The 12,810-nt window shown below is 64.0% G+C and carries 13 protein-coding genes and 3 pseudogenes; 2 read left to right on the forward strand and 14 right to left on the reverse strand.

Going from position 1 to position 12,810, the window contains the following annotated elements:
• The first annotated feature begins 39 nt into the window (after positions 1 to 39).
• A pseudogene (locus tag ACTGJ9_RS28445) lies at positions 40 to 1,289 on the forward strand (DUF763 domain-containing protein).
• Between the two features lie 41 nt (positions 1,290 to 1,330).
• On the opposite strand, the gene ACTGJ9_RS28450 reads toward ACTGJ9_RS28445, so the two are convergent.
• From ACTGJ9_RS28450 to ACTGJ9_RS28485, 8 genes and pseudogenes are all read right to left on the reverse strand, one after another.
• Positions 1,331 to 1,585 carry a hypothetical protein gene (locus ACTGJ9_RS28450; protein WP_456673769.1) on the reverse strand — a complete coding sequence of 85 codons (255 nt, stop codon included), beginning with the start codon at positions 1,583 to 1,585 and terminating at the stop codon, positions 1,331 to 1,333.
• 34 nt (positions 1,586 to 1,619) lie between these two features.
• Positions 1,620 to 1,883: a hypothetical protein gene (locus ACTGJ9_RS28455; RefSeq protein WP_456673770.1), complete on the reverse strand. Its 264-nt coding sequence runs from the start codon at positions 1,881 to 1,883 to the stop codon at positions 1,620 to 1,622.
• A 16-nt stretch (positions 1,884 to 1,899) separates the two neighbouring features.
• The gene (locus ACTGJ9_RS28460) at positions 1,900 to 2,127 is read right to left on the reverse strand and encodes a hypothetical protein (RefSeq protein WP_456673771.1); all 228 of its coding nucleotides are present in this window, start codon (positions 2,125 to 2,127) and stop codon (positions 1,900 to 1,902) included.
• A gap of 3 nt (positions 2,128 to 2,130) precedes the next feature.
• A complete protein-coding gene (locus tag ACTGJ9_RS28465; RefSeq protein ID WP_456673772.1) occupies positions 2,131 to 2,331 on the reverse strand; it encodes a hypothetical protein in 201 nt (66 codons plus the stop codon).
• 15 nt (positions 2,332 to 2,346) lie between these two features.
• On the reverse strand, positions 2,347 to 2,532 hold the full coding sequence (locus tag ACTGJ9_RS28470; protein WP_456673773.1) for a hypothetical protein: 186 nt from the start codon (positions 2,530 to 2,532) through the stop codon (positions 2,347 to 2,349).
• 460 nt (positions 2,533 to 2,992) lie between these two features.
• A pseudogene (locus ACTGJ9_RS28475) lies at positions 2,993 to 4,227 on the reverse strand (cytochrome P450).
• 90 nt (positions 4,228 to 4,317) lie between these two features.
• On the reverse strand, positions 4,318 to 4,644 hold the full coding sequence (locus ACTGJ9_RS28480) for a hypothetical protein (protein WP_456673774.1): 327 nt from the start codon (positions 4,642 to 4,644) through the stop codon (positions 4,318 to 4,320).
• Between the two features lie 106 nt (positions 4,645 to 4,750).
• Entirely contained in the window at positions 4,751 to 5,524 is a 774-nt protein-coding gene (locus tag ACTGJ9_RS28485) for a ferredoxin--NADP reductase (protein ID WP_456673775.1), read from the reverse strand.
• 157 nt (positions 5,525 to 5,681) lie between these two features.
• Between ACTGJ9_RS28485 and ACTGJ9_RS28490 the strand changes: the two genes are divergently transcribed.
• Positions 5,682 to 6,878 (forward strand): amidohydrolase family protein, encoded by a 1,197-nt coding sequence (locus tag ACTGJ9_RS28490; RefSeq protein ID WP_456673776.1) that lies wholly within the window; start codon positions 5,682 to 5,684, stop codon positions 6,876 to 6,878.
• A 118-nt stretch (positions 6,879 to 6,996) separates the two neighbouring features.
• Here the strand turns inward: ACTGJ9_RS28490 and ACTGJ9_RS28495 are convergent, their stop codons facing one another.
• The 6 genes and pseudogenes from ACTGJ9_RS28495 to ACTGJ9_RS28520 all read right to left on the reverse strand — a co-directional run bounded on the left by ACTGJ9_RS28495 (position 6,997) and on the right by ACTGJ9_RS28520 (position 12,803).
• Positions 6,997 to 7,452 carry a MarR family winged helix-turn-helix transcriptional regulator gene (locus tag ACTGJ9_RS28495; protein WP_456673777.1) on the reverse strand — a complete coding sequence of 152 codons (456 nt, stop codon included), beginning with the start codon at positions 7,450 to 7,452 and terminating at the stop codon, positions 6,997 to 6,999.
• Positions 7,453 to 7,466: 14 nt separating this feature from the next.
• Positions 7,467 to 8,171 (reverse strand): ABC transporter ATP-binding protein, encoded by a 705-nt coding sequence (locus tag ACTGJ9_RS28500; RefSeq protein ID WP_456673778.1) that lies wholly within the window; start codon positions 8,169 to 8,171, stop codon positions 7,467 to 7,469.
• The gene (locus ACTGJ9_RS28505) at positions 8,168 to 8,959 is read right to left on the reverse strand and encodes an ABC transporter ATP-binding protein (RefSeq protein ID WP_456673779.1); all 792 of its coding nucleotides are present in this window, start codon (positions 8,957 to 8,959) and stop codon (positions 8,168 to 8,170) included. The genes ACTGJ9_RS28500 and ACTGJ9_RS28505 overlap by 4 nt, the downstream gene beginning before the upstream one ends.
• A pseudogene (locus ACTGJ9_RS28510) lies at positions 8,956 to 10,843 on the reverse strand (ABC transporter permease). Before ACTGJ9_RS28510 ends, ACTGJ9_RS28505 begins: the two are co-directional and overlap by 4 nt.
• Before the next feature lie 149 nt (positions 10,844 to 10,992).
• Positions 10,993 to 12,195, reverse strand: a complete 1,203-nt coding sequence (locus tag ACTGJ9_RS28515) for an ABC transporter substrate-binding protein (protein WP_456673780.1) — start codon at positions 12,193 to 12,195, stop codon at positions 10,993 to 10,995.
• Positions 12,196 to 12,218: 23 nt separating this feature from the next.
• The gene (locus tag ACTGJ9_RS28520; protein WP_456673781.1) at positions 12,219 to 12,803 is read right to left on the reverse strand and encodes an amino acid synthesis family protein; all 585 of its coding nucleotides are present in this window, start codon (positions 12,801 to 12,803) and stop codon (positions 12,219 to 12,221) included.
• Positions 12,804 to 12,810: the final 7 nt, after the last annotated feature.

Raw genomic sequence — 12,810 nt, forward strand, 5'->3', positions numbered from 1 at the left:
GGTGCAAACGTCGCCGAACTGCGCTATTTCTGGGCAATCATGACTCGACGAACCGGCAGCGCTGATCTTCCCCTCCACAGCGGACGAGTTCCGCCATGGCTGGCGAGCCGCATGGCCTCGCTTGGCGCGATCGTCACGCAAGCGGTGGTGCATCATTACGGCCGCGATGCGTTCCTGCAGCGTCTGTCACATCCATTCTGGTTCCAGTCGTTCGGCGCCGTCATGGGGATGGACTGGCACTCCTCTGGGATAACCACCTCCGTGATCGGTGCGCTGAAGCGCGGGCTCGGCCCGCTTCAGGACGAGCTCGGCATCTATGTCTGCGGCGGCCGCGGCCAGCATTCGCGGAAGACGCCGGACGAACTGCTGCAGCTCGGCGATCGCGTCGGCTTCGACGGCGCAAAGCTCACGCGCGCCAGCCGGCTGGTGGCGAAAGTCGACAGCGCCGCCGTGCAGGACGGCTTTGATCTCTATCTCCACGGCTTCTTCGTCACAGCCGATGGCAAGTGGACGGTCGTGCAGCAGGGCATGAACGGCGACAAGCGTCAGGCCCGGCGCTATCACTGGCACTCGGAAGCGCTGAAGAGCTTCGTCGAGGCCCCGCACAGCGCGATCGACGGTCCGCAGCAAGGCGAGATCGTCAATCTCACCGACCATCGCGCCGACGTCTCGCGCAATGCGCAGCTTGAACTCCTCAGCGATCTCGGCCCCGATCGCATCCTCAACGAGTTCGAGCGGCTCACCGGGATTCCGCCCGAGCCGGCGCAGCCGATGCTGCCGCATCTGATCATGCCCGCGCATCACGATGTCAGGCCCAAGGACGTGTTCGCGCGCCGCCTGCACGGTACGCTGGCCGCCGCGGCCGAGCATGGCCCGGTCGACTTCCGGAGCTATTGCTGACGCCCGGTGTCGGCGCGCGCACCGTGCGGTCGCTGGCGATGGTCGCGGAAGTCGTGCACGGCGCTCCCTATCGCTTCAAGGACCCGGCGCGCTTCTCGCTGGCCCATGGCGGCAAGGATCGGCATCCCTACCCCGTTCCGATCAAGGTCTATGACGAGACCATCCGCGTCCTGAAGGACGCGATCGAGAATGCAAAGCTCGGGCGCGAGGAGGAGATGCAGGCGATCAAGCGCCTCGACGATCAGGCCCGGCGCCTCGAGCGCACCGCGGAGGGGCCGTCGGTTGATGCCTTCATCGCCGGCGAGCGTGCGGCTTCGCCTGAGCTCGATGGTCGTTCAGTATTCGGTTGGGAGCGCGACCTCGCCACAACAAAAAAGCGGACCGGGTGATCCGGTCCGCAGTCGGTCGGGAGGAACGCCTCTCCACGGGATCAATCGTTCGTAGACTCCTCGTCGTGTCCAGGATCTCGTCCAAGGCGATTGGCTGCGTGATCCTGATACTGCTCGGTCTGGATGAATTTGCCATCCATGCCTCTGATGTCGGAATGCTGCGCCTTGTCGCGATTGGATAGAACCTCGTTGTCGCCGATCTTGTCCTTCGCTATGTCGGCGAGAGCACCGGTACCGTCGCCCTTGCCATGCATGCCCGCTCTAAAATGCGTCTTGCTGCCACGTCCACCTGGCATTGGCTCCTCCTCTTGAAATGCTCGCCCCTGAAGCTCAGCGTTTCTGCTGCTGCGGTGAAGGCTTGGGCGGCTTATGGCCGCTCTGCCCGGGATTGTTGTGCTTGTTGTGATCGCTCTCCTGGTTCAGGCCGCCGCGACTCACCGCGAATTCGCTTTGCCGCGCCTCCGGTCTGAGGCGATGAACCCTCGTGTCCTCGGGATTGTGGCCTATGGCCTGCTCGAGCTGGCGCCGATCGGGTGCATCGGTCTTGCGCTCGAGGATTCGGACCTGTTGTTCATGGGTTTTCTTGCCTTGCATTTCGATCTCCGATTCCTCACCGGCCTCTGCGCGGTGAGCCACTGCGCGCGACGTCCTTGTCGACACCGCCGCCAATGGTGACATCATTCTCGACATCGCCTTCGATCGTGTTCTCGCCCATCGCGTCTTCCAGATCGTCAGGCGAGATACCGGCCATGTTCGTTCCCTTCGATCCACCGATCAGGGGATTTTCACGCATGTCCTTGCTGGTCGGACTATAGAGTTTCGGTTGCTTGCTGCTCATGGATCACCTTCCTCCTCCCTTTCCGGCAGGATCATGCCGGTGATGGGAATCCTTCTCACCGCCGTCGCCCGACACCCGGCTATGCTGTCGGTGTGGGTCGTCAGCCGGTGGTTTCTTGATTTCCAGGGGCGCCTTCGCGTCCTCGTGCGAAGCGCCGGGTCCGCCTTGACGAATGGTGTTTGGTGTCTTGGTGGATGTCGACATGAGAATGCCGCCTCCTTAGCGATCCTGCTGGTAACCTTGATTGGTCGTATTCTGCTTGATTTTGCCCTGCTGCCCCTGCTCGTTCGGATTCTGCACTCGCTGCTGACCGTGCGGCACCTGGTCTGCGTGCGCGTGCTTGCTGTCGCCAGTTCCTTTCGGACTCTGGCTGGCGCTTGGGACGGGTGGCATTTTACTGGCCATGGAACCTCCTCGTGGATAAGTCGCGGAGCTATCAGTGCCGCTCCCGGTCAGCGGGCGCGGAGATGTCCTTCAGCGCGTCCTGCGCGCACTCATCATGCGCTCCGCTGATGTGGACCGATGGAGTCATGATCTCGTGAACTTGCATGGCTGAATCTCCGATAACCGTTCGAGATGTCGATCGGCTAACGCAGGTGTCGCGACGAAGGTTTCTGTCGGTCTGTGCGACATTTCCCGCTCATCCAGCTCGCCGGTTCCGCGCTCCGGAACGCATCCGTCTCGACATCATCGGTCGGAACTGATCGTAGTACGTGCCACCACCGGTCAGGTATTCGGGACAGCGCGGCCGCCCCCGCAAGGTTTCGATCACAACAGATGCGATCGCGCACCGTTCCAGATCGTGCCGCAGCAGCAGATCAGATTTCACTGGGAAACGGCGGGGTGTTCCGAGCGCTGGGTTTCGTCAGGCGGCACGCTGCGTCGAGATTGTCGATGCTTCGTGCAGAACCGGAAGTCTTGCGAGCGCGCGAATGCCCGGCCTGCGCCGCCACCGAATCCGCGCGGGATCGACAGCCAGCCGAAGATTCGGCCAGCGCCGGAACAGCGCCTCCAGCGCACAAGCCGCCTCGATTCGCGCAAGCTGATGTCCGAGGCAGAAATGAATACCCGTGCCAAAGGAGATGTGGCGATTAGGCTTGCGTTCGAGATCGAGCCGCTCCGGGTGGTCGTGCACCGCCTGGTCCATGTTCGCCGCCGCGAGCATGACCATGATGCGATCGCCTTTGCTCAGGCGGACGCCTTCCAGCTCAACGTCCCGCCGCACATAGCGCGGTTTGAGAATTGCACCGGCGAGACGAAGCGCAGAAACTCCTCAACCGCCAGCCCAGCGCGGCTCCAGTCCTCTTCCAGCCAGTCGCGCAATCCCGGATTCCTGAGCAGTTCGTAGACCGAGCCGCTGATCAGGTGCGTGGTGGTCTCCGAGCCCGCCGCGAGCAGCAGGAACACCATCGAGACCATTTCGTCCGGCGTGATCTCGCCGCCTTCGCGCTCGACCTGGACCAGCTCGGCAATCAGGCCCTCGCCGCCCCGCTCGCGCGCGATCTGCAATTGCTCTTTGAGATAGAAGCGCATCTTGCGAAACGCGAGCAGCAGACGAAAGAAACTGACCACGTTCGTCAGCGAGGACATCGCATTGGCCCACGCGATGAAGCGGGGGCGATCGGTCATGGGCAGACCGAGAAGTTCGGAGATCACCGAGAGCGGCAGGATGCGGGCATAGCTCTGAACGAGATCGGCCGGGCTGCCCTTCGCAAACAGCTCATCGGCCAGACCATCCGCGATGGCGCGGATGCGCGGCTCCATCGCAACAATGGCGCGGCGGCGAAAGGCTTCGTCCACGATGCTGCGCAGCCGTGTGTGATCCGGCTCGTCCATCGTCAGCATGTTGTTGGCGATGGTCCTGACCAGCCCCGGCATCCACCAGCGCAGGCCCGCAACCTCGCCATCTTCCTTGCGCAGCGTGAAAATCGTGCTGTCCTTCAGCACCTGCGCGGTGGCGTCGTGGGTTGTGGTGATCCAGACCTTTCCGACAAGCGGAAAGCGCGTCGCGATGACAGAGCCGGAGGCCCGCATGGCTGCGATGGCCTTGGGCGGATCGCGAAAGAAGGCCTCGCTGGTGAAATCGAGGCGCGATGCCATGGGATCACCGAACTGGTTGGTGGCGACTCAACGAGATGGTGAGCGACGCCGCAGGCGCAAGGGCTGGAACCGGCTTCTTGGGCATCGGGACTAGCCGCGCCCCGGCGAGCGCGGCCCGGCCTTGCGCTGCTGCTGGTTGGTATAGGCGTCCCAATGGCTCCAGCTGCCATTGCTCAGGCTTTGCATGTCGGTGCCGAGCGGGCGGCGCGTGCGCTTGTCATGGTCGGCAATGACGCGCTCGGACTGCGCGATCTTGCGCTTGAGGTCTGCGATCGACTTCTGGGTCTGGCCGTCGCGCTTCGAGGACGCAATTTCGCCCATCGTGAAGCGCGCGGTTTCGAGCGCCTTCAACTCGGCGCGATTCTTCTTCAACTGAACCCGGTGCCAGGCAATGTTGCTGTCGCTGTCCGCAACCATGTGGGAACTCCGCTGATTCGTTCCCACAGTGTATCGTGCACCGAATCGGCGCCGCAACGCCCGGGCGGCGGCGAAAATGCGGTCTTATTGCGCGAAACGTCCGCCTCTAGCGCTCGGCGAAGGCCTTTTCGACCACGAACTGGGCCGGCTCACCGTGATTGCCTTCGACGAAACCGCGCTCACCCAGCAGCACGCGAGTATCCGCCACCAGCGCCGGGCTGCCGCAGATCATGACGCGGTCATAGGCAGCTTCCAGCGCCGGCAAGCCGATGTCGCTGAACAGCTTGCCCGAGGTGATGAGGTCGGTGATGCGGCCGCGGTTGCGGAAGGGATCGCGGGTCACGGTCGGGTAGTAGATCAGCTGGTTCTGGATGTACTCGCCAAGCATCTCGTCCTTCGGCAGATGCTCGGTGATCATCTCGCCATAGGCGAGTTCCTTCACATGCCGGCAGCCGTGCAGCAGCACGATCTTCTCGAACCGCTCGTAGGTCTCGGGGTCCTTGATCACGCTCAGGAACGGCGCAAGGCCGGTGCCGGTGCCGATCAAATAGAGGTTGCGGCCCTCTTCGAGATTGTCGATCACCAGCGTGCCGGTGGCCTTGCGGCTGACGATGATCTCGTCGCCTTCCTTCAGATGCTGGAGCCGCGAGGTCAGCGGACCGTCCGGCACCTTGATCGAGAAGAATTCGAGGGTGTCCTCGTAATTGGCGCTGGCGACGCTGTAGGCCCGCAGCAGCGGCTTCTCGCCGACCTTGAGCCCGATCATGGTGAATTCGCCGTTGCGGAAACGGAAGGTCGGGCTGCGGGTGGTCTTGAAGGAGAACAGCGTGTCGGTCCAGTGGTGGACGCTCAGAACGCTTTCCTGATTGAAATTGCTCATCTCACCTTCCCTGTCGCTTCCAATGCAGTTTCGAGGGCGGCAGCTATGCGTCGTTTGTACACGATCATTCGTATACTAATGAATAATCCCGCTTGATCCCGCGGTCAAGGCTGCCCAAGATCGAAAGCGTTGCAGTTAGGACTAAGGAGCCCCTTCCATGGCGCATGACGCACCCCAGGCCACCGGACCCTCGAAGCTCGTGATCCGAAACATCGGCCTGATCCTGTCCGGCGCGATGGAAAAGCCGATCCTGGACGGCGACACCATCGTCGCCGAGAACGGCAAGATCACCGCGATCGGCCGTTTCAAGGATCTCAATACGGACGATGCCACCACGATCGTCGAGGCCAACGGCACCACGGTGGTGCCGGGCCTGATCGACAGCCACGTCCACCCCGTCGCGGGCGACTGGACGCCGCGGCAGAACCAGATCGGCTGGATCGACAGCAACCTGCATGGCGGCGTTACCACGATGATTTCCGCCGGCGAGGTGCACATGCCCGGTCGCCCGCGCGACGTGGTCGGGTTGAAGGCGATGGCGATCTTCGCCCAGCGCGCATTCTGGAATCTGCGCCCCGGCGGCGTGAAGGTTCACGCCGGTGCGCCCGTGATCGAATGCGAGATGGTCGAGGAGGATTTCAAGGAATTGGCCGCCGCCGGCGTCAAGCTGCTCGGCGAAGTCGGCCTTGGCGGCGTGAAGGACGGCCCGACCGCCCGCAAGATGGTCGGCTGGGCCCGCAAATACGGCATCCAGAGCACCATCCACACCGGCGGCCCCTCGATTCCGGGCTCCGGCCTGATCGACAAGGACGTGGTGCTCGAGGCCGACACCGACGTGGTCGGTCATATCAACGGCGGCCACACCGCGCTTCCCGACGATCAGATCCGCTGCATCTGCGAGGGCTGCAAGCGCGGCCTCGAGCTCGTGCACAATGGCAATGAGCGCTCGGCGCTGTTCACGCTGCGCATTGCGCGCGAGATGGGCGATCTGCATCGCGTCATCCTCGGCACCGACGCGCCTGCCGGCTCCGGCGTACAGCCACTCGGCATCCTGCGCATGGTCTCGATGCTGTCCTCGCTCGGCGATCTGCCGGCCGAGATCGCGTTCTGTCTCGCCACCGGCAACACCGCGCGGATGCGGCAGCTCGATTGCGGCCTGATCGAGGTCGGCCGCTCCGCCGATTTCGTCATCATGGACAAGGCGCAGCACTCGCCCGGCAAGACCATCCTGGAGAGCGTCCAGCTCGGCGACCTCCCCGGCATCGGCATGACCATCATCGATGGCATCGTGCGCACCCAGCGCAGCCGCAACACGCCGCCCGCCGGCCGGGTGCCGGAGATCGTGGCGAAATAGCCAGAAAAATAGTGTCGTAGGGCGGACAAAGCGTAGCGTGCCCACCACAGCATCTGCCAAACGCTGAAAGATGGTGGGCACGGCGCTTTGCGCCTTTGCCCACCCTACGAGACCGGCTTCACCGCAGCTTGTTCAACAGCCCGGTCAGCAGCTCGCGCTCTTTCGCGTCCAGCGGCGCAAGGGTTTCGCGGGTGATCGCAATTGCGTTCGGCGCGAGCTTTTCCGCAATCTGCTGACCGGCGCGCGTCAGGCTCACCAGCAGGCGCCGTCCGTCCTCGGGATCCTGGCTCGTCTCGGTCAGGCCACGCGCCGTCAGCCGATCGATCACGCCCTTGATGGTCGCGACGTCCATCGCGGTCAGCCGTCCAAGCTGGTTCTGCGAGCACGGCCCGGTCTCGGCGAGCTTTGACAGCGCCGCCCATTGCGTCGGCGTCAGATTGGTGCCGATCTCGCGGGAAAAAATCGAGCTGTGGCGCTGCCAGACCTGGCGCAGGATGAAGCCGACTTGCTCGTCGAGCACGTAATGCGGTTTCGCCGGTTTGACGCTCTTCTTTGCCGCGACGCTTCTCGCCATCCGCTCCCCGCCTCTCACAACGACAGATGCGCGTCGCGGATATCCGGACGCGCGTCGAGCTCGGCCATGGTCCCGCCAAAGCAGATGCGGCCGCGCTCGATGATATAGGCGCGATCGGAAATCAATCGCGCGAAGTGCAAATTCTGCTCGGAGACGACGATGCTGACGCCCTCCTTCTTCATGGTCAGGATGGCGTCAACCATCTGCTCCACGATTTTCGGCGACAGGCCTTCCGAGGGTTCGTCCAGCAGCACCAGCGACGGATTGCCCATCAGCGTGCGCGCGATCGTCAGCATCTGCTGCTCGCCGCCGCTCATGCGGCCGCCTGGACGGCCCTTCATCTCACCGAGATTGGGAAACAGCGCGAACAGCTTTTCGCGGGTCCAGTACGGCGCATTCGGGCGCTTCGGCTGCCGGCCGACTTCGAGATTCTCTTCCACCGTCAGATCGGTGAAGATGCGACGCTCCTCCGGTACATAGCCGAGGCCTTCGCGCACGATCTCATGCGTCGGGCGTGCCGAGACGTCCTTGCCCTCGAACGTGATGCGGCCGGTTCGTTGCGCGACGAGACCGACGATCGCGCGGAACGTGGTCGATTTGCCGGCGCCGTTACGCCCGAGCAGCGCCACCACCTCGCCCTCGCCGACCTCGAAACCGACGTCGAACAGGATATGCGCCGGGCCGTAATGGCTGTTGAGGTCCTGCACCGCGAGCTTCATGCCGAGGCTCCCTCGCGATGCCCGGCCTCGTAAAGCAGGCCCTCGCCGAGATAGATCGCCTGCACCTGCGGATTGCCGCGCACCTCGGCGGGTGAGCCTTCGGCGATCAGCGTGCCCCGATTGAGCACGATGATGCGGTCGGCGTGCTCGAACACCACGTCCATGTCGTGCTCGGTGAAGAGCACGCCGATGGATTTTTCCCGCGCGATCTGCGCGGTGAGCCGCATCAGCTCGACGCGCTCGCGCGGCGCCATGCCTGCGGTCGGCTCGTCCATCAAAAGCAGTTTCGGCTCGTTGGCAAGCGCGACGGCAAGCTCGAGGCGCTTGAGGTCGCCATAGGCGAGTTCGCCGCAGGGTCGATCGGCATAGCCGCCCATGCCGACCAGCTCGAGCAGCCGTCCGGCCTCACCGCGCTCGACATTCGGCGCCGAGCCCCAGAGATTGAACAGCTGCTTGCCATGCGAGATCAGCGCGACCTGGACGTTCTCGCGCAGCGTCATGGTCGCGAATGTCGCCGTGATCTGGAAGGTACGTCCCACGCCCATGCGCCAGATCTCGCGCGGCTTCTTGCCGGTGGTGTCCTCGCCGAGCAGGCGGACGTGGCCAGTATCAGGCTTGTTCTGGCCGTTGAGCATGTCGAAGCACGTACTCTTGCCCGCACCGTTCGGGCCGATCAGCGCCAGGATCTCACCAGCGCGCAGCGAGAACGAGACGCCGCGCACGGCGTGGATGCCGCCGTAGGATTTGGTCAGGCCTTCGACAGCGAGAAGTGGGGGTGCGACGCTCATTCGGCGGACTCGATCGGCTTGGCAAGCAGCGAGGATCCCGGCGGCGACGACTTGCTGCGGCGCTGCGCCAGCAGCTCCAGCATGCCGACGATGCCCTTGGGGAAGACGACGACGATCAGCACGATGAAGCCACCGAGCACGAGTTTTGAAAGATCGGTCTGGCTCACCAGCCAAATGTTCAGCGCCTTGTAGACGATCGCGCCGATCACCCCGCCCGACACCGTCTCGACGCCGCCGAGCAGCACCATGACCAACGCATCGACCGAGAGCGAGATGCCGAGATTGTCCGGAAAGACGCTGCCCTTGAGGTAGGCGAACAGCGCGCCGCCGATGCCGGCCGTGGTCCCCGCGATCACGAACGCCGTCCACTGGATGCGCTTGGCGTTGATGCCGACCGCCTCGCTGCGCAGCACCGAGTCGCGCGTGGCGCGCAGCGCGTAGCCGAATGGCGAAAACACCGCGATCCGGAGCGCAATGGTCACGAGCGCCGCGACGCCGAGTGCCAGCCAGTAGAAATGCGACGGGCTCGCCGCCCAGCTCGCAGGCCAGACGCCCAGAATGCCGTTGTCGCCGCCCGTGACGCTCACCCATTGGAACGCGATCGACCACACGATCTGCGCGAAGGCGAGCGTCAGCATGGCGAAATAGACGCCTGAGAGCTGCACGGCGAAGAAGCCGAACACCGCAGCGCCCATGCAGCCGAGCAGCGGTCCGAGCAAGAGACACGATCATCGGCAACCCCGCCATCTTGGCGAGGAAGGCGACGCCATAGGCGCCAAGGCCGAAATAGGCGGCATGACCGAATGACGCGAGCCCGCCGACCGACATCAGGAAGTGCAGGCTGACGGCGAAGATCACGAAGATCGCGATCTCCGAGCCGACGGTCAGTGCGTAATTGCCAGCGAACAGCGGCAGCATCGCCGCGATCACGAGAACTGCGAGCGCCGCCAGCCGCTCGTTGGACGTCAGCGGCCGCCAGGGATTGACAGTGAGACCCGGCGTCTTGCGCGCGGCCGCCTCCGGCTTGCCGAACAGGCCCCAGGGACGAACGATGAGCACCACCGCCATCACCAGAAAGACCAGGATGATCGAGATCTTCGGGAAGATGAGGATGCCGAAAGCGTTCAGCTCTGACACCAGCACGGCCGCGACGAAGGCGCCGACAATGCTGCCGAGCCCGCCGATCACGACCACGACGAAGACCTCGACGATGATGCGCAAATCCATCGCGTGATGTACGGCATCGCGCGGGATCTGGAGCGCGCCGCCGAGGGCCGCCAGGAATACGCCGACCGCGAATACGGAGGTGAACAGCCATTTCTGGTTCACGCCGAGTGCCGCGACCATATCGCGGTCCTGCGTCGCCGCGCGCACCAGCACGCCCCAGCGCGTGCGCTGGAACAGCAGCCAGAGGATGCCGAGCACGACCGGCCCGAGCGCGATCAGGAACAAATCATAGCTTGGAATGTTCTGGCCGAAGAAATTGACCGCGCCCTTGAAACCCGGCGCGCGGCGACCAACGAGATCGTCGGGGCCCCAGATCAGCACCACGAGATCCTCGACCATCAGGGTCAGGCCGAAGGTGCCGAGCAACTGGAACAGTTCGGGCGCGTGATAAATACGCCGGAGCAGCACCATCTCGACAAGGACGCCGATCAGCGCCACGGCCAGCGCCGCCATCACCACCCCGCCCCAGAAGCCGAACGCGCCTGAGAAGCGCTCGGTCAGCGTGAAGGCGATGTAGGCGCCGATCATGTAGAAGGCGCCATGCGCGAAGTTAACGATCCGCGTCACGCCAAAGATGATCGACAGGCCCGAGGCCACCAGGAACAGCGACGCTGCGCTGGCGAGACCGGTCAGAAACTGTACGACGTAAAAGGCCATCGGCGGTCCGGGTTGGGTGAAGTCTCAGTCCTGGCGTCATCCTTCGAGACGGCGCTACGCGCCTCCTCAGGATGAGGTCTGGGACCCTCATGGTGAGGAGCGCGGCGATGCCGCGCGTCTCGAACCCATGAAGGCCCCGGTCTCTTGCATCAATCCTTCGGACGCAGCTTCTCGACTTCGGCATCGCCAGGCAGATAGTCCGCACCCTTCTTGTAGGAGAAGTCGACCATCACGCCCTTGCCGTCCTTCTGCGCGGTCTTGCCGACGAAGGCGCCGAGGGTCGACTGGTGGTCGATCTTGCGGAAAGTGATCTCGCCGAACGGCGACGGCATCGAAAGCCCTTCCGCCGCTGTGATCATCTTGTCGGTATCGGTCGAGCCGGCCTTGGCCAGGATGGCGGCAGCCGCCTTGATGGTCTGGTAACCGACGATCGAGCCGAGGCGCGGATAGTCGTTGTACTTGGCCTGATAGGCCTTCAGGAACGCGTCATGCTCGGGCGTCTTGATCGAGTACCAGGGATAACCGGTGACGATCCAGCCTTCGGGCGTCTCCTCCTTGAGCGGATCGAGATATTCCGGCTCGCCGGTCAGGAACGACACAACCTCGCGTCCCCTAAACAGGCCGCGGGTGTTGCCCTCACGCACGAGCTTGACGAGGTCGGGGCCGAAAGTGACGTTGAGGATCGCTTCGGGATTGGCCTGCGCCACGGCCTGCACCACGGGACCCGCATCGATCTTGCCCTGCGGCGGCCACTGCTCGTCGACCCATTGGATATCGGGGCGCTTCTCCGACATCAGCCTCTTGAACACCGCGACCGCCGACTGGCCGTATTCGTAGTTCGGCGCGATCGTTGCCCAGCGTTTCGCGGGCAGCTTGCTGGCGGCTTCCACCAGCATCGCAGCCTGCATGTAGTTGGAGGGACGCAGGCGGAAAGTGTACTTGTTGCCCTTTGCCCAGGTCACGGCGTCCGTCAGCGGCTCGGCCGCGAGGAAGAACACTTTCTTCTGGTTGGCGAAGTCGCTCACCGCCAGGCCGATGTTGGACAGGAACGTGCCTGTCAGCATTGCGACGCCCTCGCTGGAAACGAGCTCGTTGGCCGCGGTCTGCGCATCGGCCGGCTTGCCGCCGTCGTCCTTGGAGATGACGACGAGCTTCTTGCCGTTGATGCCGCCGGCCGCGTCGATCTCTTCGACCGCGAGCTGCCAGCCCTTGCGATAGGGTTCGGTGAAGGACGGCAGCAGCGAGTAGCTGTTGATCTCGCCGATCTTGATGTCCTGCGCCAGGGCCGAATGAGCCATGCCGCTTGCCAGCAGCGCGAACACCGCGCCGACGAAGTAATTCTTTGCTCGCATCCCAACCTCCACTCTTTGAAAGATCATTTCAAACCGTCTTCGCCCTTGATCTCTGCAACGGTCAGCCCGCCGACGCGCGGCAGCGGACGGCCGCTGTCGGTGACGGCGACGGCGACCATGATCTCGTTGGCGCGCGGCGCGTCGTTGATCTGCACTTCCATTCCGTCGAAATGACTGCGCACGAACGCCGCATCCTTGTGGCCGAGCGGAATGTCGAGCGTCGTGCCGGGCCCGCTGCGCTTCTTCGACGACGGAATCAGCGCAGCGCCCTTGCTCAGCACTTTGCGCACCGGCGCGCCCATCTTGGGGTGGAGAATCGCGGCGGCGTGCTCCAGCTCACCATTCTCGCCGACAGCCGCCGCCTTGCCATAGCTGTGCGCCTTCGCACCATCGATGCCAAGTGCGGCGACCGCGCGTTTCGCCAGGAGCTCGCCAAGCTTCTCGCCGATCGCGATCAGCGGCGACAGGTCCTCGACGTATTTTCCGGCAAAGGGATTTTCGATCACGGCGATCGCCGCGGCGCGCCGGGTCGGCGGCGTGACCTGGCGGCCCATTTCCATCTGCGTCTCTTCGACGACGGTGACGATCTTGCGGATGATCGCGCTCATGCTTCGC

This window comes from Bradyrhizobium sp. RDM12 (assembly GCF_051917485.1).
Lineage (GTDB): Bacteria > Pseudomonadota > Alphaproteobacteria > Rhizobiales > Xanthobacteraceae > Bradyrhizobium.

Coding starts and splice junctions, on each gene's coding strand:
- ACTGJ9_RS28450 (WP_456673769.1), bottom strand. CDS start 1,585: ATGCCAGGTGGACGTGGCAGCAAGACGCATTTTAGAGCGGGCATGCAT.
- ACTGJ9_RS28470 (WP_456673773.1), bottom strand. CDS start 2,532: ATGGCCAGTAAAATGCCACCCGTCCCAAGCGCCAGCCAGAGTCCGAAA.
- ACTGJ9_RS28460 (WP_456673771.1), bottom strand. CDS start 2,127: ATGAGCAGCAAGCAACCGAAACTCTATAGTCCGACCAGCAAGGACATG.
- ACTGJ9_RS28465 (WP_456673772.1), bottom strand. CDS start 2,331: ATGTCGACATCCACCAAGACACCAAACACCATTCGTCAAGGCGGACCC.
- ACTGJ9_RS28485 (WP_456673775.1), bottom strand. CDS start 5,524: ATGAGCAATTTCAATCAGGAAAGCGTTCTGAGCGTCCACCACTGGACC.
- ACTGJ9_RS28455 (WP_456673770.1), bottom strand. CDS start 1,883: ATGCAAGGCAAGAAAACCCATGAACAACAGGTCCGAATCCTCGAGCGC.
- ACTGJ9_RS28505 (WP_456673779.1), bottom strand. CDS start 8,959: ATGAGCGTCGCACCCCCACTTCTCGCTGTCGAAGGCCTGACCAAATCC.
- ACTGJ9_RS28520 (WP_456673781.1), bottom strand. CDS start 12,803: ATGAGCGCGATCATCCGCAAGATCGTCACCGTCGTCGAAGAGACGCAG.
- ACTGJ9_RS28500 (WP_456673778.1), bottom strand. CDS start 8,171: ATGAAGCTCGCGGTGCAGGACCTCAACAGCCATTACGGCCCGGCGCAT.
- ACTGJ9_RS28495 (WP_456673777.1), bottom strand. CDS start 7,452: ATGGCGAGAAGCGTCGCGGCAAAGAAGAGCGTCAAACCGGCGAAACCG.
- ACTGJ9_RS28515 (WP_456673780.1), bottom strand. CDS start 12,195: ATGCGAGCAAAGAATTACTTCGTCGGCGCGGTGTTCGCGCTGCTGGCA.
- ACTGJ9_RS28480 (WP_456673774.1), bottom strand. CDS start 4,644: ATGGTTGCGGACAGCGACAGCAACATTGCCTGGCACCGGGTTCAGTTG.
- ACTGJ9_RS28490 (WP_456673776.1), top strand. CDS start 5,682: ATGGCGCATGACGCACCCCAGGCCACCGGACCCTCGAAGCTCGTGATC.